Annotated in this window: 22 protein-coding genes; 3 read left to right on the top strand and 19 right to left on the bottom strand. The window is 71.3% G+C overall.

The genetic code is table 11. From position 1 onward, the window contains the following. Positions 1-380: 380 nt before the first annotated feature. Both ABT324_RS29245 and ABT324_RS29240 read right to left on the bottom strand, forming a co-directional pair. Positions 381-1268 (bottom strand): oxygenase MpaB family protein, encoded by an 888-nt coding sequence (locus ABT324_RS29245; RefSeq protein WP_351183999.1) that lies wholly within the window; start codon positions 1266-1268, stop codon positions 381-383. Positions 1269-1367: 99 nt separating this feature from the next. Next, positions 1368-2570 (bottom strand): dipeptidase, encoded by a 1203-nt coding sequence (locus tag ABT324_RS29240; RefSeq protein ID WP_351183997.1) that lies wholly within the window; start codon positions 2568-2570, stop codon positions 1368-1370. Positions 2571-2680: 110 nt separating this feature from the next. Here ABT324_RS29240 and ABT324_RS29235 point away from each other — a divergent pair, with 110 nt between their 5' ends. Then, positions 2681-2887, top strand: coding sequence for a hypothetical protein (locus ABT324_RS29235; RefSeq protein WP_351183995.1), 207 nt, complete (start codon positions 2681-2683; stop codon positions 2885-2887). Here ABT324_RS29235 and ABT324_RS29230 read toward each other — a convergent pair. Then, positions 2874-3356, bottom strand: a complete 483-nt coding sequence (locus ABT324_RS29230) for a MarR family winged helix-turn-helix transcriptional regulator (RefSeq protein ID WP_351184003.1) — start codon at positions 3354-3356, stop codon at positions 2874-2876. The two genes, ABT324_RS29235 and ABT324_RS29230, sit on opposite strands and share 14 nt — an antisense overlap. Positions 3357-3429: 73 nt before the next feature. On the opposite strand from ABT324_RS29230, the gene ABT324_RS29225 reads away from it, so the two are divergent. After that, positions 3430-3837: a DUF5313 family protein gene (locus tag ABT324_RS29225; protein WP_351183993.1), complete on the top strand. Its 408-nt coding sequence runs from the start codon at positions 3430-3432 to the stop codon at positions 3835-3837. Here the strand turns inward: ABT324_RS29225 and ABT324_RS29220 are convergent. The 16 genes from ABT324_RS29220 to ABT324_RS29145 all read right to left on the bottom strand — a co-directional run bounded on the left by ABT324_RS29220 (position 3810) and on the right by ABT324_RS29145 (position 22300). After that, positions 3810-4985, bottom strand: a complete 1176-nt coding sequence (locus ABT324_RS29220; RefSeq protein ID WP_351183991.1) for a serine hydrolase domain-containing protein — start codon at positions 4983-4985, stop codon at positions 3810-3812. The two genes, ABT324_RS29225 and ABT324_RS29220, sit on opposite strands and share 28 nt — an antisense overlap. A gap of 80 nt (positions 4986-5065) precedes the next feature. Further along, positions 5066-6187, bottom strand: a complete 1122-nt coding sequence (locus ABT324_RS29215; protein WP_351183989.1) for a zinc-dependent alcohol dehydrogenase family protein — start codon at positions 6185-6187, stop codon at positions 5066-5068. Further along, positions 6187-6495, bottom strand: a complete 309-nt coding sequence (locus tag ABT324_RS29210) for a putative quinol monooxygenase (RefSeq protein ID WP_351183987.1) — start codon at positions 6493-6495, stop codon at positions 6187-6189. Before ABT324_RS29210 ends, ABT324_RS29215 begins: the two co-directional genes overlap by 1 nt. A gap of 24 nt (positions 6496-6519) precedes the next feature. Continuing rightward, a complete protein-coding gene (locus tag ABT324_RS29205) occupies positions 6520-7137 on the bottom strand; it encodes a glycerol-3-phosphate responsive antiterminator (RefSeq protein ID WP_351183985.1) in 618 nt (205 codons plus the stop codon). A 28-nt stretch (positions 7138-7165) separates the two neighbouring features. Beyond that, a complete protein-coding gene (locus tag ABT324_RS29200; RefSeq protein ID WP_351183984.1) occupies positions 7166-8719 on the bottom strand; it encodes an FAD-binding oxidoreductase in 1554 nt (517 codons plus the stop codon). After that, a complete protein-coding gene (locus tag ABT324_RS29195; RefSeq protein WP_351183982.1) occupies positions 8716-10389 on the bottom strand; it encodes a glycerol-3-phosphate dehydrogenase/oxidase in 1674 nt (557 codons plus the stop codon). Before ABT324_RS29195 ends, ABT324_RS29200 begins: the two co-directional genes overlap by 4 nt. Next, positions 10383-11906 carry an FGGY family carbohydrate kinase gene (locus ABT324_RS29190; protein WP_351183980.1) on the bottom strand — a complete coding sequence of 508 codons (1524 nt, stop codon included), beginning with the start codon at positions 11904-11906 and terminating at the stop codon, positions 10383-10385. Before ABT324_RS29190 ends, ABT324_RS29195 begins: the two co-directional genes overlap by 7 nt. Before the next feature lie 12 nt (positions 11907-11918). Continuing rightward, entirely contained in the window at positions 11919-13346 is a 1428-nt protein-coding gene (locus ABT324_RS29185) for an MFS transporter (protein WP_351183978.1), read from the bottom strand. 144 nt (positions 13347-13490) lie between these two features. Next, the gene (locus ABT324_RS29180; RefSeq protein WP_351183976.1) at positions 13491-15434 is read right to left on the bottom strand and encodes a glycoside hydrolase 5 family protein; all 1944 of its coding nucleotides are present in this window, start codon (positions 15432-15434) and stop codon (positions 13491-13493) included. 20 nt (positions 15435-15454) lie between these two features. After that, a complete protein-coding gene (locus tag ABT324_RS29175; RefSeq protein ID WP_351183974.1) occupies positions 15455-16294 on the bottom strand; it encodes a carbohydrate ABC transporter permease in 840 nt (279 codons plus the stop codon). Continuing rightward, positions 16287-17222, bottom strand: coding sequence for a carbohydrate ABC transporter permease (locus tag ABT324_RS29170; RefSeq protein ID WP_351183972.1), 936 nt, complete (start codon positions 17220-17222; stop codon positions 16287-16289). Before ABT324_RS29170 ends, ABT324_RS29175 begins: the two co-directional genes overlap by 8 nt. Beyond that, entirely contained in the window at positions 17219-18529 is a 1311-nt protein-coding gene (locus ABT324_RS29165; protein ID WP_351183970.1) for an extracellular solute-binding protein, read from the bottom strand. Before ABT324_RS29165 ends, ABT324_RS29170 begins: the two co-directional genes overlap by 4 nt. Before the next feature lie 109 nt (positions 18530-18638). Continuing rightward, the gene (locus ABT324_RS29160; RefSeq protein ID WP_351183968.1) at positions 18639-19646 is read right to left on the bottom strand and encodes a LacI family DNA-binding transcriptional regulator; all 1008 of its coding nucleotides are present in this window, start codon (positions 19644-19646) and stop codon (positions 18639-18641) included. Between the two features lie 25 nt (positions 19647-19671). Continuing rightward, positions 19672-20334, bottom strand: coding sequence for a methionine ABC transporter permease (locus ABT324_RS29155; RefSeq protein ID WP_351183966.1), 663 nt, complete (start codon positions 20332-20334; stop codon positions 19672-19674). Beyond that, positions 20331-21356 (bottom strand): methionine ABC transporter ATP-binding protein, encoded by a 1026-nt coding sequence (locus tag ABT324_RS29150; RefSeq protein ID WP_351183964.1) that lies wholly within the window; start codon positions 21354-21356, stop codon positions 20331-20333. The genes ABT324_RS29155 and ABT324_RS29150 overlap by 4 nt, the downstream gene beginning before the upstream one ends. After that, the gene (locus ABT324_RS29145; RefSeq protein ID WP_351184001.1) at positions 21353-22300 is read right to left on the bottom strand and encodes a MetQ/NlpA family ABC transporter substrate-binding protein; all 948 of its coding nucleotides are present in this window, start codon (positions 22298-22300) and stop codon (positions 21353-21355) included. Before ABT324_RS29145 ends, ABT324_RS29150 begins: the two co-directional genes overlap by 4 nt. Before the next feature lie 254 nt (positions 22301-22554). On the opposite strand from ABT324_RS29145, the gene ABT324_RS29140 reads away from it, so the two are divergent. After that, positions 22555-24465: a glycoside hydrolase family 84 protein gene (locus ABT324_RS29140; RefSeq protein WP_351183962.1), complete on the top strand. Its 1911-nt coding sequence runs from the start codon at positions 22555-22557 to the stop codon at positions 24463-24465. The last annotated feature ends 3 nt before the right edge of the window (positions 24466-24468 follow it).

Below are 24468 nucleotides of genomic sequence, written 5' to 3'. Positions count from 1 at the left end.
CCGCACCAACCACGAAAGGAACTCACCGGTGCACCACAACTCCGCACGGCACAATCCCCACCCAGTCCCGGCCACCTCGCCGCCGGGGGCCGAGTCGAGAAACCGGGTCCGTCCCACACCGGGTCATCCCCGTGACATGAAGCCAAACAGGGGCTGGGGCCCGGATGTCAAGCCTGAAACCCCGCAGTGACGGCCGCCAGGCCGGGCTTGACATCCGGGACCCAGCCCCCACAACCCCGGAAAACCACGGGGATGACCACCCCGCACGACACAACCGGCAACAAGCCCCAAGCACCTTGAAAACTCAACAGCGACCAACCCAGAACCAACCCCGAACCCCGGACGACCACAGGGCCAAAACCGGGGACAGGAGCAACACCTCAGGGAGCGACAGGACAAACCGGCCCATGCCGCCGAACCTGAGCCCGGTGAAAAGACTCAGGCCCAAGCTCAGAAATCCGATAACCCCCCGGATAGGTCAACGGATCCGGCACAGCAGGCCGAGAATCCGACCGCACGGGCCCAACCCGGATCAACTGAGCCCGCAGCCTGAGACCGAGTTCAGCAGCCTTGCGCCCGAACCGGGAGACCTGCGGGAACCCGAAAGCGCCCAACAGGTGGGGATCCATCAGGAACCGAGCAGCCCGAACCACGGCCGGCGACAACATCGATGGATACCAGCTGCCGAACAGCTCCAACGTGGCATCGGCGACGCGGCGGCCCCCGACGTCGAATCCGAAGCGCTCACGCTCGTAGTCGTCGAAGAGGCGTGCGAACTCGTCGTAGGTATCCGGAACCCCGGAGATCTTCATCCCCTCGCCCATGCGACGCATGGTGTTGGTCAGCGCCTTGATCTCGTGCGGGTGCAACCGCCGCCAGCCGAACTGCTCGATCCAGCGCACCGGGGTCACCACGAAGGTCGACAGGGTGTACAGGTAGTCGTCGTTGCTGATCCGGTACCGCCCGTGGATGGCGTTGAGCTGCTCCAGCGCCGCCCGGCCCCGGTCGCTCCCGGTGCCCCAGTGGAAGATCTCGTACAAGATCATCAGCGTGTCGTCGTAGCGCTTCTGCGGGCACCGGGCGAACTCGCCGGTGCGGTCCAGCAGCCGACCGATGCTCGGCACCGCGTAGGTCCGGAACAGCGCGAACTCCAGGGCCTTGGTGATGTCCCAGGGGAACTCGTACTCGGAGAGCAGCCGGTAGATCTCCTCGCAGTCTCGATCGGCGTCGAGGTCGAGGATCCGCTCCATCCGGTCGAAACGCCTCATTCGTGCGCGCACCTCGTCTTGAGCTGGGGCGAGTGCGCCGAAAGTAGCGACTGGTGGGACGAGCGGTCAATTCCTGCCCCACCAGTCGCGAAGCGCAGGCTACTGCGCAGGTCCGTCCAGCTGTTCGATCGTCGCGATCGACGGGCTTTCGGTGCGTTGCAGGTCTCGCGCCACCGCCTCCGCGTCCTTGAGCACGCGGACCGCGTTGTGCCAGGTCAGCTTCGCCAGGTCCGTCTCCGACCAGCCCCGGTCGAGCAGCTCCGCGATCAGGTTCGGGTAGCCCGCGACGTCCTCCAGGCCCTCCGGGTTGGCGGGGACGCCGTCGTAGTCCCCGCCGATGCCGATGTGGTCGACCCCCGCCACCTCGCGCATGTGGTCCAGGTGGTCCGCCACCGTCGCCACCGTGGCGGTCGGCTTCGGGTTGGCCTCCTCGTAGGCCCGCAGCACCGCCTCCACCTCCGAGGATTTGGACCGCGGGTCGAGGCCGCGCTCGCGGACCGCCTCAGTGGCCGCCTTCGCCCAGTCCGCCGCCTCCTGCAGGACGAATTGCGGTACGAACGTCGCCATCGCCACGCCACCGTTGGCGGGCAGCGCCGCCAACACGTCGTCCGGGATGTTGCGCGGGTGGTCGCAGACCGCCCGCGACGACGAGTGGGAGAAGATCACCGGGGCTCGGGTGGCACCCAGCGCGTCGCGCATCGTGCTCGGGGCCACGTGCGAGAGGTCCACCAGCATGCCCATCCGGTTCATCTCGCGCACCACCTCGACACCGAAGGCCGTCAGGCCGTTCGCCGCGGGCTCGTCGGTCGCCGAATCGGCCCACGGCACGTTGTCGTTGTGCGTGAGCGTCATGTACCGGACACCCAGCTGGTGCAGCGCGCGCAGGGTAGCCAGCGAGCAGTTGATCGAGTGACCGCCCTCCGCTCCCATCAGCGAGGCGATCCGGCCACTCGCCCAGGCCGCCGCCACCTCGTCGGCGGTGCGCGCGAGCTGCAGCTCGTCCGGGTAACGCGCGAGCAGGTTGCGCACGCAGTCGATCTGCTCGAGGGTGGCGCTGACCGCCTTGTCCCCCTGGTAGGCGGCCGTGACGTACACCGACCAGAACTGGCCACCGACCCCACCGGCGCGCAGCCTCGCCAGGTCGGTGTGCAACCGGGCGGACTGGTCCTGGGCGATGTCGCAGCGCTCCAGGTCGTAGCCGACCTGCTCGCGCAGTGACCACGGCAGGTCGTTGTGCCCGTCCAGCACCGGGTTCTCGGCGAGCAGCGCGCGGGCCCGCTCCACTGCGGCCACGTCGGTCATCAGAACACCTCAATTCGCGAGCGAGATCAACACCCTGGGGAAGATATCCGGCCCGCCCGGAGCACCGAGATCGAATCGACGAATCCCGCCACCGGCCGCACCATCGAAGAATGGACGAAATCCCCAGGCAGCAGGTCGGCACCGACCTGCCCAGCGTGCTCGCCGAGTACGGCCACCTGGCGGCTCAGCTGCCGGGCGCCTCCCGACGGGGCGCCGAGGCGCTGCGCGCACGCCTGGCCGAACTGGACGAGCTGATCGACGAGCACATCGCCCGGCTGTCCGGTCCGAGGGAAACCGACCCCGTCAGCGGGACGTGAACCCAGCGCGCGGCCCGTCCAGGGCCTTCGCGGTGGCCGAAATCACCTGACCGAGAGCGGCGTTGAGCCGCTCCAGATCAGCCACGTCCATGCCCAGCAGCTCGACCACCCGGTACGGGATCTTCTCGGCCTCCGCGCGCAGCTCCCGCCCCGCGTCGGTCAGCTCCACGGCCAGCTGGCGCTCGTCGCTCCGGCTGCGCGGCCGCACCACGTAGCCAACCGCCTCCAGGCGCTTGAGCAGCGGTGACAGCGTTGCCGCCTCGGCGTGCAGCGCCTCGCACAGGTCCTTCACCGACCGCGGCGAGCGCTCCCACAGGGCGAGCATCACCAGGTACTGGGGGTGGGTCAGCCCCATCGGCGCGAGCAGTGGCCGGTACAGCGCGATGACGTTGCGCGACGCCACCGACAGCGCGAAGCACACCTGGCGCTCGAGGGCGAGCGGGTCCTCCCCCAGGTCCACCGGCTTCATCCGGGCCACCTTCCGCCTCGACTCCGTCATGCGTTAATAATTAGCGTACTAATCGACTGCGAGGGAGGTTGCTGTGACCGGCACCAAGCCACCGCGCCCCAATCCGCTGCAGTGGATCTGGTACGCGATGGGCGGCCGCCTTCCCCAGCGGTACCGCGAGTGGGTGCTGCACGACATCACGTGCCCGACGTGGATGCTGCGGCACGTCAGCCGCACCCTGGTGCAGCTCTCCCCCGGCCTGCTGTTCCTGCTGCTGCCCGGGCCGCTGTGGATCCGCGGCATGGCGGTGCTCGGCGGGTACATCCTGGGCGTCTGGTACTCGCTCTCCTACATGGAGCACACCACCGAGTACCGGCTCTACAAGCACGGCTACCCGCTCGGCGCGGGCAGGGCCACGCGGGAGGAGGCCAAGGCGGAGCAGCGCGCCGCCAAGGCCTCCCGCTACGCGGAGATCTACCGCAGGCCACCCGAGGAGGCCTGAGCGACCGCTGCGGTGTGCACCGCGCGGACCAGGCGCGCGTTCTCCGGGGCAGCGCCGCCGGGGAACGCGAAGCGGCGGCGGTTGTAGCCGTAGGCGAGGCCGCTGCGCGGGTCGGCGAACGCCTGGGAACCGGCGGCGCCGCTGTGCCCGAACGCGCCCTGCCCCAGGAACGGGTAGGTCTCGGACACCGCCGAGAAGCCGAGTCCGAACGCTTTGTCCTGGCGGGAGACGAGGTCGTAACCCACCGAGTGCAGCTGCGCGAAGACCGCCGCGGTGTCCGGCTTGAGCAGAGGCGCGCGGCCGTCGAGCTCGCTGATCGCTGCCGCGTACATCCCGGCCAGACCGCGCGCCGAGGCCACGCCCCCGGCGGAGGCCTGGCCCTGGGCCCGCACGACGCGGGAGTTGGGGAACTCCGCGAGGTCGAACGCGTCCGGGTGGTGGTGGTTGAAGGCGATGCCGCGGAGGCTCTCCGGGCCGCTCGCGTCGGCCGCCAGCTCTGCTTGCTGCGCCGGGGTCGGCAGCATCGGCAACGTCGTTAGGAACCGGTCCTCGTGGGCTTCCGGCAGGCCGAGGTAGAAGTCGAGGTCGTAGGGCGCCCGGACGCGGGTCTCGAACACCTCCTGCAGGGTGCGCCCGGTGACGCGGCGGACGACCTCACCGGTCAACGCCCCGATCACCAGCGCGTGGTAGCCGAACGCGGTGCCCGGCCGCCAGTACGGGCGCTGCCCGGCGAGCCGCTCGGCGATCGCGCGGTCGTCGGCCAGCTCCTCCAGCGAGAACCCGGTGTCAGCGCCGACCACCCCGGCGCGGTGGGCGAGCAGGTCGCGCAGCGTGATGTCCTGCTTGCCCTCGACGCCGAACTCCGGCCAGTAGTGGCTGACCCGCTGGTCCAGGTCGAGCACGCCGTCCTGCACCAGCAGCGCCACCACCAGGTGCGCCGCCCCCTTGGTGGAGGAGAACACGCCGGTCAGCGCAGAGCCGGTGAAGTCCGGGCCGACCCACAGGTCCACCACGCGCTGCGCCCCCACGTAGGCGACGAGCTGCGCCGCGTAGTCACCGCCTTCGGCGGCGGCGACGGCGGCGAACTCGTCCCGCACCGCCTCGAATCCTGTCGCGACAGTGCCCTGGGGGGTGGCTTCGGTCGGCATCGGCGCTCCTCAACGTCGCTCGGTCAGGCAGCTGTTGATCATCAAGCCGCGATGTCGCCGGAAAATTCCCACACCGCCGCCTAGAGGACCACGACCTGCCGAACGGCGCTCCCGTCGTGCAGCCGGTCGAAGCCCTCGTTGACCTCATCCAGCTCGATGCGGTGCGACAGCAGCTGGTCGACTGGGAGCACGCCGGAGCGGTACATCTCGATGAACCGGGGCACGTCGCGGCGGGGCACGCAGGAGCCCAGGTAGCTGCCGCGCAGCGTCCGCTCCTCGGCGACCAGGCCCAGCGCGGGCAGTGTGAGCTGGGCCTGCGGGTCGGGCAGGCCGACGGTGACGGTCGTGCCGCCGCTGCGGGTCGCGTCGTAGGCCTGGCGCAGCACCGGTGCCACGCCGGTGGTGTCGATGACCTTCTCCGCTCCGCCGCCGGTGAGCTCGCGGATCTGCTCGACGGCACCGCTGCCGCCCACCACGGAGTGCGTCGCGCCCAGCTGGGTGGCCAGTTCCAGCTTGTGCGGCACGACGTCGACGGCGACCACGGTGGCCGCCCCAGCGGCCTTGGCCATGAGCAGCGCGGCCAGCCCGACACCGCCGAGGCCGAGCACGGCGACGCTCTCCCTCGGCTGGACCTGGGCGGAGTAGCGGGCGGCCCCGGCGCCGGTGAGGACCGCGCAGCCGAACAGCGCGGCGATCTCGAAGGGGATGTCGGGGTCGATCCGCACCGCCGAACGGGCCGACACCACGATGTGCTCGGCGAACGCGGACACCCCGAGGTGGTGGTAGGGCTGCGTGCCGTCGTCGGCGCGGAACCGCATGCCACCACCGAGCAGGGTGCCCCGGGCGTTGGCCGCTGCCCCCGGTCCGCACAGCGCGGGGCGCCCGGCCACGCACCGCTCGCAGTCGCCGCAGGACGGCACGAAGGCCAGCACCACGTGATCGCCGGGTGCGAACCCGCTGCCTTCCGCCGCTTCCACCACCTCACCGGCGGCTTCGTGCCCGAGGGCCATCGGCAGCGGGCGCGGGCGCGACCCGTTGACCACGGACAGGTCCGAGTGGCACAGCCCGGCGGCGCGGACCCGCACCAGCAGCTCGCCGGGGCCGGGCGGGTCGAGGTGCAGCTCGGTGACCTCGATGGGGCGCGAGTCGGCGTAGGGCTGCGGCCCACCGGACTCCCGCAGGACGGCAGCGCGGACCCGCATCACGCCTCCGCCCCGCGCCCCGCGTCGACCGGGACGCAGCGGGTGACCTGCCGGTCGGCCAGCAGCGGCACCACCTGGCCGAGCACGATCCGCTGGAAGTGCTCGGTCTCGCAGTGCCGGGTGAAGTCGGCCGCGCCGTGGTACTCCTCGACGAGCACCACGACGTCGTCCTCGACGCCGGTGTGCACGTCGTAGCGGCGGCAGCCGGGTTCGGCCCGCGACGCGGTCACCACGGGTTCGAGCAGATCCAGCACCCGGTCACGCTCACCTGGTCGGGCGAGGTAGCGGGCCACGACGACGTAACTCATGGTTCTCCCAACTCCATCGGCTGTTCAGCCCCGCAGCTGGTCCCGGCGCAGGGACCAGAGTGCGGGGTCGGAGGTGGCGGCCGCCACCGCGCCCAGCGCCAGCGAGTGCGCGACACCGGCGGCGTCCATCACGAATCCCGCCGCCACGAACGGCGAGAGCACCCGACGCGCCTCGTCCGGCATCCACGGGATGATCGGCGCGGGCATCACCTCGACCAGGTCGGGGCTGCTGCGCCCGACGCCTTCCAGGCTCCGGTTGAGGTTGGACCGGTCGGTGACGAACACCTTCTGCATGGTCAGCATGTCCAGCGCCCGGGCCCGGTCGATGAGGGCGGCCCGGGTGCTGACCACGCCTTGGGCGCCGATCCCGGTGAGGAAGTCGATGGCGCCCCGGTCCTGGGCCAGGCCGGGGCACGCGTCGATGTTGACGAACACGGTCTTGCCGAGGTGCACCAGGACGCGCACCGCGTTCGCCAGATCGCCCACCGGGATCGAGGCCAGCACGCAGACCTGCGACGACGCCGAGGCGAAGTCCTTGATCCGAGCCGTGCCCACCACGGACGCGCAGACCGGGATGTCCTGGAACGCCGCGGCCAGCTGCGGCTTGACCGGTCGGGGCTGGGGTGTGGCGCGTTCGCTCATGACAGGACCTTCCCCCTCGTCGGCGCGCTCAGTCCAGCGGGCCGGTCCCGAAGGGGCTGGGCAGGCCCAGCTTGCCGGGGTTGAGCACCCCGCGCGGGTCGAGCGCGTTCTTGACGGTCTCGAACACCCCGAAACCGCTGCCCAGCGAGTCGGCCAGGTACGGGCCGCGCAGCAGGCCGGACCCGTGGTGGTGGCTCAGCGCCGCGCCGTGTCGGATCAGCACCTGGTTGGCCGCGTCCCACGCCGCCCGGTACCACTCGCGCCGCTGCTCGGGTTCGACGTCGCCGCGCAGCGAGAAGTACAGGCAGGCACCGTCGGTGTAGGCGTGCGACTGGTGTGCGGAGGCGGCCAGGGTGCCGGGCACGCTGTTGATCGCGGCGCACACGTCGTCGTAGATGGCGGGCAGCGCGGCCCACGGCCCGGCCATCTCCAGGGTGTCGGCGACGAACCCGGGGCCGGGGGTGAACCCGTCGGCGGACTTGCCGACCAGCATCCGCTCGTCCAACCAGCGGTCGAAGATCGCCTGGCCGTCGAGTTCGGTGCCGGTGGCGGCGCACACCTCGGCGCTGATCGCCATGCTGGCCCGCACCGCGAGCGGGTCGCCCTCGTCGGCGATGAGCAACAGGTTGGTGCCCGGGTGGCCGAAGTGGGTGCCGCTCTCCAGCTGGTCGTAGAGCCGCAGGACGGCGGGGGTGCCGCCGCGCTGCATGATCTCCCGGCAGGCGTCCAGGCCGTCGGCGAAGGTGGCGAAGCCGTAGGCGGTGGCCTGGGCGTGCTCGGGCAGCCGGTGGGTGCGCAGCCGCACCGAGGTGATGATGCCGAGCGTGCCCTCCGAGCCGACGAACAGCTGCCGCAGGTCGGGCCCGGTGGCCGCGCGCGGGTGGTCGCCGAAGCTGGCCAGGGTGCCGTCGGCGAGGACCACGTCGAGCCCGACGACCATGTCCTCGATCTTGCCGTAGCGGGTGGACAGCTGCCCGGCGCCGCGGCAGGCGACCCAGCCGCCCACGGTGGAGATGGCGAACGCCGAGGGCCAGTGCCCGGTGGTGGCGCCGTGGGACTCCTGCAGCTCCTGCTCGAAGAGGTCGCCGAACGTCCCGGCCCGCACCTCGACGATCTGCGATTCGGCGTCGAAGGAGGTGATGCCGGTCAGCCCGCACAGGTCGAGCACGACGCCGCCGAACACCGGCAGCGCGGCGCCGGTGACGTTGCTGCGCCCGGCCGAGGCGGTGAGCGGGATGGTGTTGCGGTGGCAGAGCGCGGCCACCGCCTGGACCTGCTCGACGGTGCTGACCTCGACGACCACCGCGTCCGGGGTGGCCGGGCGGTTGGCGGTCTCGCCGATCATCGAGCCGGCCCACCAGTCGCGGGTGCGCAGCACGACCTCGTCGTGGTCGGTGTGCACGGCGTCGGCGGTGGTGCGGAGTTCGGCGAGCACGGCCGCCGGCACCTCCACTGCCGCGGTCTGCAGCGACGCCGGGCCTTGGCCGATCCCGGTGCGCGCCGCGTAGCGGGGTGGGGTCGGGGCGCCGACGACGTAGTTGCCCCGGTTGAAGGGGTGGGTGATGGTCTGACGGCTGATCATGCCTGGTCTCCTGACAGGATCGACTTCTCGCGGGCGATTTCGGTCTGGTAGCTGCGCACCTGCTCGGCGACCTGCGCCGCGTCGAGGCCGAGTTCGGCGCCGAGCAGTTCGCCGACGACGGGGGCTGCGGCGGCGGAGGCGTCGCGGGCGAACAGGCGCAGGCGGGTGCGGCGGGAGAGCACGTCGTCGACCGAGCGCGCCATCTCGCAGCGGGCCGCGTAGACGACTTCGGCCTTCAGATGCGGGTGCCCGGGCAGCAGCGGTTCGCCGAGCTCGGGGTCCTCGTCGATGAGCGCGCTGACGAAGCGGGCTTCGGTCCCGTAGCGGCCGCCGAGGTGAGCGGCGGTGCCACCGGAGGCGCCGACGGCTTCGGCGTCGTAGCCCGCGCCGCCCAGCAGGGGCAGGTGGGTGGTGCGGCTGCGGGTCTTGCGGCCGAGCAGCCCGGCGACCTCGTCCACCACGAGTTCGCCCATGTGCCGGCTGGTGGTGAGCTTGCCGCCGGTGACGGTGACCATGCCGCCGGTGCCGACCTCGATGTGGTGGTCGCGGCGCATGTCGAGGGTGGCGCCCTCCTTGCCACCGACCAGCGGTCGCAGGCCGCCGTAGCTGCCGAGCACGTCGTCGGGGCCGAGTTCGACGTCGAAGGCGACGTTGGCGCCGTCGAGCAGGAACTGCATCTCCTCGCGGGTGCAGTGCACGTCGTCGACGGAGCCGGTGTAGTCGGTGTCGGTGGTGCCGAGCACGACCACGTCACCCCAGCGGGTGCAGGTGGCGCGGCGGGCTCGGCCGGGGATCGGCACGGTGACGGTGCAGTCGTTGCGGATCTTCGACCACGGCACCACGATGTGCACGCCCTTGGCGGGGCGGACCTGGGGCCGGTGCGCGTCGTCGGCCAGCGCGTCGACGTCGTCGGTCCACACGCCGGTCGCGTTCACCACGACGCGGGCCCGCACGTCGATCTGCTCGCCGTCGGCGTGGACCCGGGCACCGCGCACCCGACCGCCGCTCTTGAGTAGCCGTTCGACCTTGGCGCCGTTGGCCACGACCGCACCGAGGTGGGCGGCGGTGCGCACCACGGTGAGGGTCAGCCGGGCGTCGTCGGCGCGGCTGTCGTAGTACATGAAGCCGCCCCTGAGGTGGTCGGCGCGCAGTGTCGGCGCGTGCGAGAGCACCTCGTTGGGGGTGAGCCGCTGGTGCAGCCGACCGATGCGCCAGCCGCCCACCAGGTCGTAGGTCCACAGCAGACCTTCGAAGGCCTTGGCGATGCGGGCGTCGAAGACGCCTTCCTGCTCCAGGATCGGGAACAGGAACGGCAGCCGCTGCACCAGGTGCGGGGCGTTGCGGCGGAACCGGTGGCGCTCCAGCAACGAGTGCCGGACCAGGTTGACGTTGCCCTGCTCGATGTAGCGCAGCCCGCCGTGCACCATCTTCGACGACTTCGACGAGGTGCCGGAGGCGAAGTCGTCGCGTTCCACCAGCGCGGTGGACAGGCCGCGGGAGACCGCGTCCAGCGCGGTGTAGGCGCCGGTGATGCCGCCGCCGATCACCAGGACGTCGAACTCGGCGTCGCCGAGCCGACGCAGCGACCGCTGCCGGTCCAGGGTCACCGGCGCACCGGGAGTGGCCTTGGCGGCGGCCGAGTTCGGCCGCCGGCCGGGGAGTTTCAGCATGGTGTTCCTTCTCCTGGCAGTGACTTGCGGAGCACGCGTCCCCATTGCGCGCGCAGCTCCTGCCGTTCGTCCTCGCCGATCGCGGGTTCGAAAGCACGACCGGTCGGGAGTGCGTGGCGGGCCTCGTCGAGCGAGGCCCACAGGCCGAGGCGGGCCCCGGCGAGGTAGGCGACGCCGCGCAGGCTCGCGGTGGCCGAGTCGGCGGCCCGTTCGATGGCGACGCCGGACAGGTCGGCTTGGCTCTGCAGCAGCGCGTCGCTGGCTGCGAGCCCGCCGCCGACGCGCAACCGGGTCAGCTCGCGCTCGGACGGCATCGCCGCGCGCACCCCGTCGACGGTGTCGCACACCGAGTGCGCGATGCCCTCGAGGACGGCGCGGGCGATCCCGGCTCGGGTGGTGGCCAGGTTCAGCCCGGTGAGGCTGGCCCGCGCGGCGGGCTCCGCGACGGGGGTGCGGAGCCCGGCCAGGGTGGGTACGAACCAGGTCCCGCGGTCGCGCGGGTGCTCCTCGGCGAGTGCGCTGATCTGTTCGGCGGAGGCGTACAGCTGGAGGTCCTCCACCAGCCAGCGCAGCGCCGACCCGGTCGTGGAGGTGTAGGCCTCGAGGCTGAAGCGGGTGCGCCCGCCGGAACGCCAGCCGGGCAGGGCGAGCACCCCGGCCGCGGCGCTGGCCGCGTCGGCGGGCTCGTCGCCGGTCAGCGCACCGACGAAGGTGCCGGTGCCGTGCACGCACATGCCCTGCCCGGCTTCGAGCGCGCCCAACGCGATCAGCGATGCGTGCTGGTCCCCCATCGCCGCCGCGATTGGCACCCGCAGGCCCAGCACGTCGGGGTCGGTCCAGCCGAAGTCGCCGTCGTCGTCGACCACGGGTGGGGCCAGCTCGGCCGGGAAGCCGCAGGCGGCGAGCCATTCGGCGTCCCAGCGGTGCTCGCGCAGCAGGTAGCCGCCGAGCGCGGCGGCGTTGGAGGTGGCCACGCGGTGCCGGGAGCCGCCGTTGAGGTTCCAGCTCAGCCAGGTGTCGACCGGGCCGAACAGCAGCCGTCCGGCTGCTGCTGCGGCGGCGACCTGCGGGTTCTGCTCGATTTGCCGCGCCGCCCAGTAGAACGGCGAGCGGGTGCCGACCGGGCGGCCGGTGCGGGACAGCAGGACCGGGTCCCACTCGGCCGCCAGCGCGTCGAGTTCGGCTGCGTGGCGGCGGTCCTGCCACACCACGGCCGGGGCCAGCGGGCGACCGGTCTCGCGGTCCCACAGCACCGCGGTGGCGCGTTGGGTGCACAGGGCGACCCCGCTGATCTCGACGGCGTTGTCGCCCGCCCACCGCACCGCCTGCTGCGCCACGTCCAGGGTCCGCCGCCACAGCTCGTCGGCGTCCTGCTCGACGCGCAGCGGGTCGGGGTGCAGCACCGTGATCGGTTGGTAGGCGGAGGGGCCGCTGGCCGCGTCGGTGGTGACCACTGCGGCGCGGGTGCCGGTGGAGCCCTCGTCGATGGCCAGGACGCCTCGCTGCGTTGCGCGCATGTCGTGCTCCCCTCAGCGACCCGCGAGCTCGCGCGCTTCGAGGTCGATGACCTCTTCGTCCGGGTCGATGCTGGTGCGCGTCGGGTCCCACTTGATGAGCAGGCAGGTGATCAGGCCCAGCAGCGGGACCGCGGACAGCAGCGCGATGGTCGGCCCGAGTCCCAGCGACTCCTTGATCAGCGGGAAGATGTAGAGGCCGATCACGCTGCCGAAGCTGCCGAGCATGCCGGTGATTCCGGTGCCCAGGGTGCGGATGTCGCTGCGGTAGGACAGCGCGGCGATGGACTTGCCGTTGGCGCCGGGCCCGGCCGAGTGGCAGAAGATGAACAGGAACGGCACCGCGAAGGCCAGCAGCGTCGGCAGCGTGCCGAAGCCCAGCCCCAGCGTCAGCAGCAGCACGAACGCCATCGCGTACCCGGCCGCCGAGCTCATCCGCAGGCCCATCCGGCGGCCGATGTAGGCCGAGGCCGCGCCGCCGATGATGCCGGCCGCGTTGAACACCATCGACCCGGTGGTGGCCTTCTCGAACTGCTCGCCGAAGATCGCCAGGCTGATCACCGGCAGGTACCAGCCGATGGCGAAGTACTGCATGGACTGGGTCAGCGAGATCATCGTGGACAGCACGGTCCGCGCCAGGTAGGGCTTGCGGAACAGCACCCCGGTGTGCCGGAACCCGATGGCGGGCGGCTCGTCGCGGGTCTGCGCCCGCTCACCGGCGACGACGGTGAAGCCGTAGATGCGGCGCAGGCTTTCCGCGGCGTCGGCGAGCCTGCCCTGGGAGGCCAGCCAGGCGGGGCTCTCCACCAGGAACAGCAGTTGCAGGGCGAGCAGCGCGGCGGCGAACACGGCGGCCGAACCGACCGACCAGCGCCAGATGTCGGTGCCGATGCCGAGCTTGAAGAACACCAGGGTCAGCGCCAGGTTCGTGGTGGTGGCGACGTACCAGACGCACTGCCAGAGGTTGAGGCGTCCCTTGAGCTTGGCCGGGGTGTACTCGGCGAGCATCGCCATCGCGACCGCGAAGTCGATGCCGTAGGCGACGCCGACCAGTGCCCGGCCGCCCCACACGGCTTCGAAGCTGCCCGAGTACGCGGTCAGCAGGGCGCCCGCCACCGCGACGACCTTGGCCAGCAGCAGAGGTTTGACCCGGCCGGTGCGGGCGGCCAGCCAGCCGCCGATCGGGTTGAACACGATCGCGATCGCGGGTGCGGTCGCGGTGAGCAGTCCGACCTGGGTGGCGGTGAGGCCGAGCTCCCCGACCATCGGGGAGAGCCCGGCGCTCAGCGCGGCGTTGGAGTAGGCGTCGAGGAACAGCCCGCCCAGGACCAGGTACCACAGCAGGTTCGCCTTGCCGGGCAGCCGCTCCAGCGTGTTGATCAGCGCCGCCACCTGCGGGACGCTGGAGATCGTGCGCGCTGCCGGGTTCGAAGGTGAGGCCATGGATCGCCACCTCTCGGGGAGAAGGCCGCTGGCAGCGATCCGGCGGGACGAGGGCACGACGAAGACCGCTGACAGTGGCTCTTCGTCTATGCCTGTCGTTGAGGCGAGACATTAACCTCGCCGAAACCCGCCCGTCAACCCGGTCTAGCGCGCTTTCAGCTCGACGACGCGAACGCCGTACGCGGGCAGCACCACCTCCGCGAGCTCCTCCCCGGTACCGAGTTCGTGGACCGAGCGGCCGGGGGCGGTGGGCACCACCGAGACCTCCTGGTCGTGCTGGCTGACCAGCCAGGCGAAGACCCGTCCGTCGCGGTGCACCAGCGCGTCGGCGAGCACCCGCGGGTCCTCGACCGCGACCAGCCGGTCGATCCGGGCGATGCGGGCCAGCGCCGAGTAGAGCCGGTGGGTGTCCTCCGGGTTGACGCGCGAGTTGCACGCGGCGAAGTGCTCGACCGGGTAGGTGCACAGCACCGCTTCCCCGCTGCCGGTCGGGTGCCGCAGCAGGGCCGGGCGCCCGTGCGCGTCGGTGGCCACGACCTTGGCGCCGCGTGGCCGCACCGGCAGGTAGGCGCGGCTGTGCTCGTTGCCGCCGACGCGGAAGCGCAGCACCTCCCCGGCGGTGATGTCGCCGAAGTCCTCGACGAAGGTCATCTCCACGACCTCGTCGTCCACCTCGTCGACGACGCCGTAGGTGATCTGCTTCTCCACCCCGAAGGTCTCGTCGAGGTACGGGATCCACGGCTGCCGGTGGTGTCCCACCTCGCCCGCGGTGTAGGACAGGTACAGCAGCGCCCCGTCGGCGACGCGGTCCCGCAGCCGCTGCCAGGTGGGGCCCTGGACCTGCTTGGCGCAGGGCAGCAGGTACAGCGAGCAGTCCGGGTCGATGCCGTCGCGTTCCCGGGTGAAGCCCACCGGCAGGTCCGCCTCCCGCGCCGCCACGTGCGCCTGCTGCAGCGAGGTGAAGATGAGCGGCCGGTCGTCGTCCTGGCTGAACGGGTAGCCGCGCTCCAGGTACTCGGTCACCACCAGGGCGGCACGGGCGTCGGGCCGCTCGCACCCGGCGAAGTCCACTTCGGACAGGATGTGGGCGAACTCGGCGAGCTCGTGCAGCGGTGGCTTGGGTTTCCCGGTGTGGTCGGTGATCCCGAAGTGCATCTCGAACGGGTGGTGCGAGTACGGGCCCTGCTCGACGAGGTCGTCGTAGTCGGTGTTGTTCCAGGCGATCCACCCGGTGGCCCCGGCCAGCAGCGAGTTGTGCAGGACCTGCCGGTAGTAGTGCCCGGCGCCGTCGGCCGAGACCTGGTCGCTGGAGAGCCCGAACTCCTCCAGCACCACGGGCTTGCCGGCCACCGCGGAGAGCTCGCAGAGGAACGCCGCGTTGAGGTGCTGGCGCACCGGGTCGCTGTCGATCCGGTACACGTGCGGGCCGACGAAGTCGACCAGGGCGCCGGTGTCGCGCACCGAGAAGCCGTTGTCGGTGCCGGTGACCTCGATGCCCCAGGCGCCGTCGCCGAGCGACACCGGCTGGTGCCCGCCCCCGGCGCGCACCGCCTGCACCATCAGCTGTGCCCACGCGGTGACCTGCTCGGTCGGCGCCTTCGGCTCGTGCCGCAGCCGCCCGTAGATCGGCATCTCGTTGCTGATCAGCCAGCCCGCCACCGCCGGGTGCGCGGCGAATCGCTCGGTCATGCGCTGCACGAACCACGCCTGCCGGGACACCAGCCACACGTCGGCGTAGAGGTCGCGGCCGCCGCGCCAGGCCGGGTCCCAGTTGTCGCCGGACATGTGGCCGACGATGAAGGTCGGGATGCTGCTCATCCCGATCTCGCGGTGCGCGTCCAGGAAGTCGGCGAAGTGCTCGACCTTGGCCTCGTCGACCTCGTCCGGGGTGGGCATGAAGTCGGGCCAGTAGAAGAACGAGCGCGTCTGCCGCAGGCCGTGGTCGTGCAGCACCCGCAGCTCCTCGCGCACCACCTCCGGCGAGTAGTTCCGCCACATCAGCGGCCCACCGGTGCGGGACCAGAAGTTCGCCCCGAGCCACACCTGCGGTTGGCCGTCGACCACCAGCTTGGCCGAGTTGCGTCGCATCGATTCCCCTTTCCGGGCGGTCACTTGACCGCGCCCGCGGTGAGCCCTTGTGCCAGGTAGCGCTGCAGGAACAGGAAGCCGATGACCACCGGGACGCTGACCACCAGCGAGGCGGCCATGACCTCGTTCCAGTACACCGAGGACTGCGTGGAGTACTCCCGCAACCCGACGGCGAGGGTGCGCGACCCGGAGTCGGTCATGATCGAGGCGAACAGCGTCTCGCCCCAGGCGGTCATGAACGAGTAGATGCCCACTGCGGCGATGCCCGGCCGGGCGGCGGGCAGCACCACCCGCAGCAGCGCGCCGACCGGGCTCGCCCCGTCGATCAGCGCGGCCTCGTCGAGGTCGCGCGGGATGGAGTCGAAGTAGCCGACCAGCATCCAGGTGGAGAACGGCAGCGAGAACGTCAGGTAGGTGATGACCAACCCGAGGTGGCTGCCGTGCAGGGCGATGCCGGTCACCTGCCCGATGGTGGCGTAGATCAGGTAGAGCGGCAGCAGGAACAGGATGCCGGGGAACATCTGGGTGGACAGCACGACGATGCGGAAGGTGTCGCGCCCGCGGAACCGGTAGCGGCTGATCGCGTAGGCGGCGAGGACCGCGATCGCCACCGACAGCACCGCCGCGCCCAGCGACACCACCGCGCTGTTGCGGAAGTAGGTGGCCAGCGGGACCGTCGACCACATGTCCACGAACGGCTGGAGGGTGATCTCGCTGGGGAACCACTCGAAGCGGTCCTGGACCCGGGACAGCGGTTTGACCGCCGAGGTGATCATCACGTAGAGCGGGACCAGCACGAACAGCGCGAGGCCGGTCAGCCCCACCACCCGCAGGACGCGGAACCAGCGCGGCTCAGACATCCTTCACCCTCCGGGACGTGAACGCGAGGTACCCCGCGGTGACCACCAGCAGGAACAGCAGCAGCAGTGCGGACATCGCCGAGCCGAGCCCGAAGTTCCAGGTGAGGAACGAGTTGTTGTAGATGTGGATGGACAGCAGGTTCGCCGAGCCCGGCACGGACTTGTCGAACAGCAGGTAGGCGACGTTGAAGTCGTTGAAGGTCCACAGGAACAGCACCAGCACCAGCACCTGGTTCACCGGCCGCAGCATCGGCAGGGTGATCGAGCGGAACTGCTGCCACGGCCCGGCGCCGTCGACGGTGGCCGATTCGTGCACGTCGGCCGGGATGGACTGCATCCCGGCCATCAGCGCCAGGAACGCGAACGGCCACAGCCGCCACACCGCGGTGACCACCAGGCTCAGGAACGCGTTGTCGCCCAGCAGCCAGAACGTGCCACCGCCGAGCCCGAGGTCGGACAGCACGGTGTTCACCATGCCGTCGCTGCGGTCGAGCATGAACTTCCAGATCAGCACCGCGGTGTAGACCGGCAGCGCGTAGGGCACCAGGAACAGCGCGCGCAGCACGGCGCGGCCGGGAAAGGACCGCTGCAGCAACGTCGCGGCGAACATGCCCAGTGCCCAGGAGATCGCGACGGTCAGCACCGTGAAGGCACAGGTGATCAGGAAGGAGCGCAACAGTTCGGCTCCGACGGCCCCGTTGACGTCGATGGCGAACCGGTAGTTGTCCAGCCCGGCGAACGGTGCCTGCAGCCAGTTGCGCACGTGGAACTGGGTCAGCTCCAGCAGGCTCATCCACAGCCCGCCGAGCATCGGCACCAGGTGCACCAGCAGTTCGAAGCACAGCGCGGGGGCCAGCAACAGGTAGGGCAGCGCGCGGTTGAGCGTCCACTTGCGACGTTCGGCGCGCACGGGTGTCGTGGTCGTCATCCGCCGCTCCCCCGCATCTTCTGCTCGGCATCGGCCAGTGCGTCGCGCACCTCCGCCGTCCCGACCCGGCGTCCGGTGGCGATCTCGGCGAACAGGTCGCGCATCGCGGCTCCGACGGTGGTCTCGAAGTGCGCTTCGTTCGGGATCATCGGCACGGTCTCCGACCCGGTGGCCAGCACGTCGCGGAACACCTGGTTCTTCGGCGTCTGGAAGGCCGGGTGGTCGTAGGCGTCCTCGACGACGGGCAGCGTGCCGTACTTGTCGTTGAGGATCGCCTGCTCCTCGGCGCTGGTCAGGAACTCCACCAGCTCCAGGGCCTGCTCGCGGCGCGGGCTGTCGGCGAAGACCGCGACGTTGGACCCGGCGACGTGGCTGCGCACCGCTTTCCCGCCGGGTGGCAGCGGGTCGGGCACCGGCAGCGGCACGACGCCGTAGGCGTCCTCGGGCATGCCGTTCTCCTGCAGCGTGGGGATGACGCTGTTCTGCGCGACGAGCATGGCGGCCTTGCCGTTGGTGAAGTCCGATGCCGCGCCCGAGGAGTTGCCCTCCTCGGCGTCGTCCGGGCTCACCACGCCGTGCGCGCCCATCAGGTCGATGTACTGCTGCACCGCGGCCACCGCTTCCGGCGAGGTGAAGGTGGCGGTGCCATGCTCGTCGATGAGGTGGGTGCCGTGCTGGCGGCCGAACATGAACGCGAAGTGCGCGTTCTCGGTGTAGCTGGCGCCAGCGATGGTCAGCCCCCAGCGGTCGCGCGCCGGGTCGGTCAACCGCTTGGCGGCGGCGAGGAACTCCGACCAGTCGCGCGGTGGGTCGATGCCCGCTTCGGCGAAGCGGGCCTTGTCGTAGAACAGGCCGTAGGACAGCCCGTACAGCGGCAGCGACGACGGCGCCCGTCCGGGCATGCCGGCCGAGCTCATGCTGCTGTCCAGGAAGCGGTCCCGACCGCCGAAGCGGTCCATCAGCGCGTCGTCGAAGGGCACGAACGCGCCGGTCGCCTGCAGCGAGGCGGCCCAGGTGTTGCCGAGGTTGACCACGTCCGGGGCGACTCCCGAGGTGGCCGCGCCGAGGATCCGGTTGAGCAGGTCGGACCAGCCGATGACCTCGACGTCGACCTCGATCCCGGTGCGGTCGGTGAACTTGGCCAGTTCCTCGCCGAGGATCCGCAGGTCCTGCTCGGAGCTCTTGCCCTGGTTGCTGGCCCAGTAGGTGATGCGGTGGGGGTCCTCGGCCGGTGGTGCGCAGCCGGTGAGCATGGCGGTGAGCAGCGCCGCGATCAACGACACCGCCGCGAGCGAGCGTTTGTCCACGAAACGACTCCTCGTGCTTGTCGGGCCCGTCGTTGGACCCGCCGATCAAGCTAGGGACTTAACCGGTTAATCAGAAGAGTCGTGAATCGCCGTTATCGTGTCGTTAACTTCAGCGGGCGGCCGTGCTGGCTCGCGGGACGAGCCGCCGGGAGGAGAGCTCGCCGTCCTCGACGGCACCCGTCTCGACCAGCTCCAGCAGCATCCGCGCCGCGGTCGCGGCATCCTGCGCGACCCCGTGCGCGAACGCGGTGACCGCGGGCCGCACCACCCGGCACAGCATGGAGTCGTCCCAGGCCAGCACCGCGAGGTCGGCCGGTACGGCGATCCCGAGGTCGTCCGCGGCGGCCACCACCGCCACCGCCATCACGTCGTTGTCGTAGACGACCGCGGTCGGCCGGTCCCGAGCGGCGAGCAGCCGCCGGGTGGCCCGCACCCCGCCCTCCTCGGTGTAGTCCCCGGCCGCCCGGCTGACCACGACGTCGACATCCCGCGCGGCGGCGCGCAACGCCTGCTCGCGGCGCACGCTGTGCTGCAGGTCGCGCGGCCCCTGCACGTGCCCGATGCGCCGGTGGCCGAGCTCGACCAGGTGCGCGAGCGCCGCCCGCGCGACGTCGTTCTCGTTGACGCGCAACGCCGAGCTGCCCGGCATCGGCTCCGCGGTGCCGAAGAAGACCGTCGGGGTGCCCAGCTCGCGCAGCAGCTGCGGGCGCGGGTCCGACACCCGCAGGTCGGTCACCACCACGCCGTCCACCCGCCGCTCGGCCCACCACCGCTGGTAGGTGGCCAGTTCCGTGGCGGTGTCGGTGGCCAGCGCGAGCTGGAGCGACACCCCGTGCTCGGACAGGGTCTGCTCCAGCCCGGCGACCATCTGCATGAAGAACGGTTCGGTGTGCAGCACCTCGGGCGGGCGGGCCAGCACGATGCCCACGCAGGCCGCCCGGTCGCTGGAGAGCGCACGGGCGGCGCTGCTGGCCCGCCAGCCGAGTTCGGCGGCGACTTCGAGGATGCGCTCCCGGGTCCGCGCGGAGACCCCGCCGCGGCCGTTGAGCGCGTAGGAGACGGCGGCCTTGGACACCCCGACCTCGCGGGCGATGTCGATGATGGTTGGCCGCTTCACGCCGGTCTCCTCCCCGACCACCCCCTCAGCGGCGCAACGCCTTGCGGGACAACCAGTTGCCGAGGTACTGGGCGGCCTGCACCAGTGCGATGATGATAACCACCGCGATCACCGTGACGCTCCAGTCGAACCGCTGGTAGCCGTAGCTGATGGCGAAGTCGCCGAGCCCGCCACCGCCGACCGCACCGGCCACCGCGGTCATGTCCACCACCGCGACGAAGACGAAGGTGTAGCCCAGGATCAGCGGCCCCAGCGCCTCCGGCACCAGCAGGGTGGTGATGATGCGCAGCGGGCTGGCCCCCATCGCGCGGGCCGCCTCGATGACGCCCGGGTCGATGGTGACCAGGTTCTGCTCCACGATCCGGGAGATGCCGAAGGTGGCGGCCACGACCAGCGCGAAGGTGGCCGCGCCGGTGCCCAGCGTGGTGCCGACGACCTTGATGGTCAGCGGCCCGATGGCGGTGATGAAGATGATGAACGGGATCGGCCGGATGATGTTCACCAGCACGTTGAGCACCGTGAACACCAGGCGGTTGGCCAGGATCCCGCCCGCCCTGGTGGTGTAGAGCGCGATGCCGAGCAGCAGGCCCAGCAGCCCGCCGACCAGCATGGTGGCCAGCACCATCCACACGGTCTGGCCGATCGAGGTGAGCAGCACCGGCCCGATGGTCTGCCAGTCGATGTTCACGCGGTCAGCTCCTCGATCTCGGTGGTGCCGCGCAGCTCGGTGATCAGCTCGTCCACATCGGACTCCTCGCCGAGCAGCTCCAGGGTGAGCCGCCCCAGCTGCACGCCGCCGAGCTCCTTGAGCCCGCCGTCGACGATCTCGAAGCGCACCCGGTGGCGGCTCACCGCCTCCGAGAGCACCGCGCCGATGCGCCGGTCGTCGCGCAGGTGCGCGGTGATCAGCCGTCCGCTGTGCCGGGCCCGCAGCCGGTCCAGGTGCTCGCCGCCGGGCCGGTCCGGCAGCACGGTCTCCACGAACCGGCGGGTGGTCCCGGTCGCGGGGGTGGCGAAGACGTCCAGCACGGTGCCCTGCTCGACGACGCGGCCGGAGTCCAGCACCGCGACCCGGTCGGCGATCTCCCGCACCACCTCCATCTCGTGGGTGATCACCACGATGGTCACGCCGAGCTCGGTGTTGACGCGCTTGAGCAGCCGCAGCACCTCGGCGGTGGTCTCCGGGTCGAGGGCGCTGGTGGACTCGTCGGCGAGCAGGATCTTCGGGTTGGTGGCCAGCGCGCGGGCGATGCCCACCCGTTGCTTCTGCCCGCCGGAGAGCTGGTCGGGGTAGTTCCACGCCTTGTCGGCGATGCCGACGAAGTGCAGCAGTTCGGCCACTCGCCGCTCTCGGCTGGCCTTGTCCCAGCCCGCGACCTTCAGCGGATAGGCGACGTTACCGAACACTGTCCGGGAGCGCAGCAGGTTGAACTGCTGGAAGATCATGCCGATGTCGCGCCGGAGCTCGCGCAGTCGCCGCTCCGGGAGCCGGGTGATGTCCACCCCGTCGACCAGCAGCCGCCCGGAGGTCACCGGCTCCAGCGCGTTGATCAGCCGGACCAGCGTGCTCTTGCCCGCACCGGAGTAGCCGATGACGGCGAACACGTCGCCCGCCTCGATGGTCAGGTCGATGTCGGCCAGCGCGGTCACCGCCCGGCCACCGCTGCCGTAGGTCTTGCCGACCTGCTGGAACTCGACGACCGGGCTCACTTCGCACCCCGCACGGTCTCGGTCAGCTCGGCCAGGACCGCCTCCAGCTCGGCCCGCGGGCGGTCGACGCTGACCGAGGTGCCCTTGGAGTCGGCGACGACCTGGTCGGTGATGCGCTCGTCCCGGTAGATCTCGACGACCTCGCGGTAGACCGGGTTGTCCTTGTCCTCGGCGCGGGCGGCGAAGACGTTGATGTAGGGCGCGGCGTCGGGGCTGTTGGGGTCGTCACCGAACAGCGCCGCGCTCGGGTCCAGGTCTGCGTCGAGGGCGAAGTTGTTGTTCACGACCGCCCCGTCCACCGACGGCAGCGAGGCCACGGTCTGCGCGGCGTCGACCGGGACGACGTGCACCTTCGAGGCGGCGGTGTCGATGTCGGCCGGGGTGGAAAGCACGGTGCCGCCGCCCTTGAGCGCGATCAGCCCGGCCTGCTGGAGCACCAGCAGGGCGCGTGCCTGGTTGGTCTTGTCGTTCGGGATGGCCACGGTGCCGCCCGGCGGGATGTCGGCCACGGCGGTGTGCTTCTGCGAGTACAGGCTCAGCGGCACGACGTAGGTGGAGCCGATGGGCGTGAGCGTGTCGTTGTTGGCCACGTCGTAGTTGGCCAGGAACAGCACGTGCTGGAAGAGGTTGAGGTCGATCTGCCGCTGCGACAGGGCCGGGTTGGCCTGGTGGTAGTCGCTGAAGTTGACCGTCTCGATGTCGATGCCCCGCTCGGCGGCGAGCTGCTTGAAGGTCTTCCAGTACTCCTTGCTGGCGTCGGTGACCCCGATGCGCACCTTGGTCCGCCCGCTGGCGGTGTCGTCGGACCCGGTGCCGACCGCGTGGAGCACGGCGGCGACCACGGCGACCAGGACGACGGCGACCACCGCCAGCAGCGCGCCCCCGCGCCGACGCGGTCTCTCCGGCAGTCCCAGGTCGGCGGGGGTGGGGTCGTTGTCGGACATGTGCTGGCCCTTCCAGGTGTCGATCACTTCGCGGACACCTTGCAGCACCGGGTCGGCCAGCCTGAAATCGTTTCAGCATCTGGGTCCGAACGCCGGGATTTGCCGTCCTGAGCCCGGTTGTGCTAGCGCGGTGATCAACCATCCGGCGGATTGTTCAGACCACTCGACGCGATGTTGGGTTGTCCCCACGATCGCGACCGGTGTGTCCGCTTCGACGGTCTCGCCCGCGACGCCCCGACCCAGGAGGAGGAGAGTTGATCCGCTCCGTTCTCGGCCTCGCCGGTGCCGCGCTGCTGGCGGCTGGCGTGGCCACCCCGGCCACCGCCGACGCGGATGCCCCGCTGCCCCAGGTCACCCCGCAGCCGCAGCAGGTCGCGCAGCTCGGCGACGACGTGCCGGTCCCCGAGCGGGTGTCGGTGGTGGCCGACCCCGAGGTGGACCAACCGACCCGCGACCTGCTCGTCGCGGTGCTGCGCGGCGCGGGTGCGGAGGACGTCGACGTCGTCGACGCCGGTCAGCAGCCGGATGCCCCGCTGGTGGTGCGGGTCGGCGGGCTCGGCACCGACGACATCGCGCGCGGGCTGCGGGACGCCGGTGTCGAGGTGCCGCCCGAGCTGCCCGCCGAGGGGTACGCGCTGGCCGCCAAGGACGAAGCCGTGGTGCTCGGCGGTGTCGACTCCGACGGCATCTACTACTCCGCGCAGACGCTGCGGCAGCTGGTGCGCGCGCACGGGATCGCCGGGGCCGGGATCGTCGACCACCCGCTGATGCCGCTGCGCGGTGCGATCGAGGGCTTCTACGGCAGCCCGTGGACCCACCAGGAGCGCCTGGACCAGCTGGCCTTCTACGGCGACGTCAAGCTGAACACCTACATCTACGCGCCGAAGGACGACCCCTACCACCGGGAGGAGTGGCGCGAGCCGTACCCGGCGGACAAGCTCGCCGAACTGGCCGAGCTGATCGCGCAGAGCGACGCGCACCACGTGCGGTTCACCTTCGCGCTCTCCCCGGGGCTGTCCATCTGCTACTCCAGCGAGCAGGACTGGCAGGCGCTGGTGGCCAAGCTGCAGGCGATGTACGACCTGGGGGTGCGGGCGTTCTCGCTGCCGCTGGACGACATCGACTACGCGAAGTGGAACTGCGCCGAGGACGAGGCGGCGTACGGCGCGCCGTCGCCGCAGTCGGCGGGGCAGGCGCAGGTGGACCTGCTCAACCGGGTGCAGCGCGAGTTCGTCGCCACCCACGAGGGCGCGCAGCCGTTGCAGACCGTGCCCACCGAGTACTCCGACACCGAGGACAGCCCGTACAAGCGCACCATCCGGGAGCAGCTGGACCCGGCGGTGGAGGTGATGTGGACCGGGGTTGGCGTGGTGCCGCCGGAGATCACCGTGCCGCAGGCCGAGGAGGCCGCCGCGGTGTGGGGCCGCAAGGTGTTCGTGTGGGACAACTATCCGGTCAACGACTTCAACGCGACCGCCGGGCGGCTGCTGCTCGCGCCTTACGCCGAGCGGGAGGCCGGGCTGCACGACCAGCTGTCCGGCATCGTGCTCAACCCGATGAACCAGGCCTCGGCGAGCAAGGTCGCCGAGTTCGGCGCGGCCGACTTCACCTGGAACGACACCGGGTACGACGCCGACCGCGCCTGGCGGGAAGCCGCCCGCTACCTGGCGGGTGGCGACCCGGCGGTGGCCGAGGCGCTGCTGGCGTTCTTCGACCTGGAGCACCTCTCCCCGACCTTGGAGGGCGAGAACTGGCAGCCGCAGGCACCGGAGCTGGCGCGCCGGATCGAGGAGTTCCACGCGAAGTGGGCCGAGGACGGGGACGCGGCGGTGCGGGCCCTGCGGCCCTACGCGGAGCTGGTCGCCGCGGCCCCGCAGCGGATCCGCGACGGCGTGGTCGATCCGGGCTTCACCGCCGACGCCGCACCGTGGCTGGAGGCCACCGACCTGTGGGGCCGTGCGCTGCTGGCCAGCCTCGACGGCCTGCAGTCCCGGGTGGGCGGTGACGAGGACACCGCGCAGAAGGCCTTCGCCACAGCCGCCGACCTGGCACGCCAGGCGGGCGAGATCCACACCATCCCGGGCGAGACGCGCCCGGAGGGGCCGGTGCGGGTCGGCGACGGCGTCCTGGACACCTTCGTCACCGAAGCACCCGACCTGCGCTGAGCA

The sequence above is a fragment of the Saccharopolyspora sp. NPDC000359 genome, assembly GCF_040300525.1.
Classification (GTDB): Bacteria; Actinomycetota; Actinomycetes; order Mycobacteriales; family Pseudonocardiaceae; genus Saccharopolyspora.
This window is presented reverse-complemented; position numbering and strand designations above follow the sequence as displayed.

Bases quoted from the DNA above. Each gene is read 5' to 3' on its own strand.
- ABT324_RS29180 (WP_351183976.1), bottom strand. From the start codon at position 15,434: ATGCGACGCAACTCGGCCAAGCTGGTGGTCGACGGCCAACCGCAGGTG.
- ABT324_RS29235 (WP_351183995.1), top strand. From the start codon at position 2,681: ATGGACGAAATCCCCAGGCAGCAGGTCGGCACCGACCTGCCCAGCGTG.
- ABT324_RS29145 (WP_351184001.1), bottom strand. From the start codon at position 22,300: ATGTCCGACAACGACCCCACCCCCGCCGACCTGGGACTGCCGGAGAGA.
- ABT324_RS29170 (WP_351183972.1), bottom strand. From the start codon at position 17,222: ATGACGACCACGACACCCGTGCGCGCCGAACGTCGCAAGTGGACGCTC.
- ABT324_RS29185 (WP_351183978.1), bottom strand. From the start codon at position 13,346: ATGGCCTCACCTTCGAACCCGGCAGCGCGCACGATCTCCAGCGTCCCG.
- ABT324_RS29215 (WP_351183989.1), bottom strand. From the start codon at position 6,187: ATGCGGGTCCGCGCTGCCGTCCTGCGGGAGTCCGGTGGGCCGCAGCCC.
- ABT324_RS29200 (WP_351183984.1), bottom strand. From the start codon at position 8,719: ATGATCAGCCGTCAGACCATCACCCACCCCTTCAACCGGGGCAACTAC.
- ABT324_RS29195 (WP_351183982.1), bottom strand. From the start codon at position 10,389: ATGCTGAAACTCCCCGGCCGGCGGCCGAACTCGGCCGCCGCCAAGGCC.
- ABT324_RS29240 (WP_351183997.1), bottom strand. From the start codon at position 2,570: ATGACCGACGTGGCCGCAGTGGAGCGGGCCCGCGCGCTGCTCGCCGAG.
- ABT324_RS29230 (WP_351184003.1), bottom strand. From the start codon at position 3,356: ATGAAGCCGGTGGACCTGGGGGAGGACCCGCTCGCCCTCGAGCGCCAG.
- ABT324_RS29190 (WP_351183980.1), bottom strand. From the start codon at position 11,906: ATGCGCGCAACGCAGCGAGGCGTCCTGGCCATCGACGAGGGCTCCACC.
- ABT324_RS29245 (WP_351183999.1), bottom strand. From the start codon at position 1,268: ATGAGGCGTTTCGACCGGATGGAGCGGATCCTCGACCTCGACGCCGAT.
- ABT324_RS29220 (WP_351183991.1), bottom strand. From the start codon at position 4,985: ATGCCGACCGAAGCCACCCCCCAGGGCACTGTCGCGACAGGATTCGAG.
- ABT324_RS29210 (WP_351183987.1), bottom strand. From the start codon at position 6,495: ATGAGTTACGTCGTCGTGGCCCGCTACCTCGCCCGACCAGGTGAGCGT.
- ABT324_RS29205 (WP_351183985.1), bottom strand. From the start codon at position 7,137: ATGAGCGAACGCGCCACACCCCAGCCCCGACCGGTCAAGCCGCAGCTG.
- ABT324_RS29175 (WP_351183974.1), bottom strand. From the start codon at position 16,294: ATGTCTGAGCCGCGCTGGTTCCGCGTCCTGCGGGTGGTGGGGCTGACC.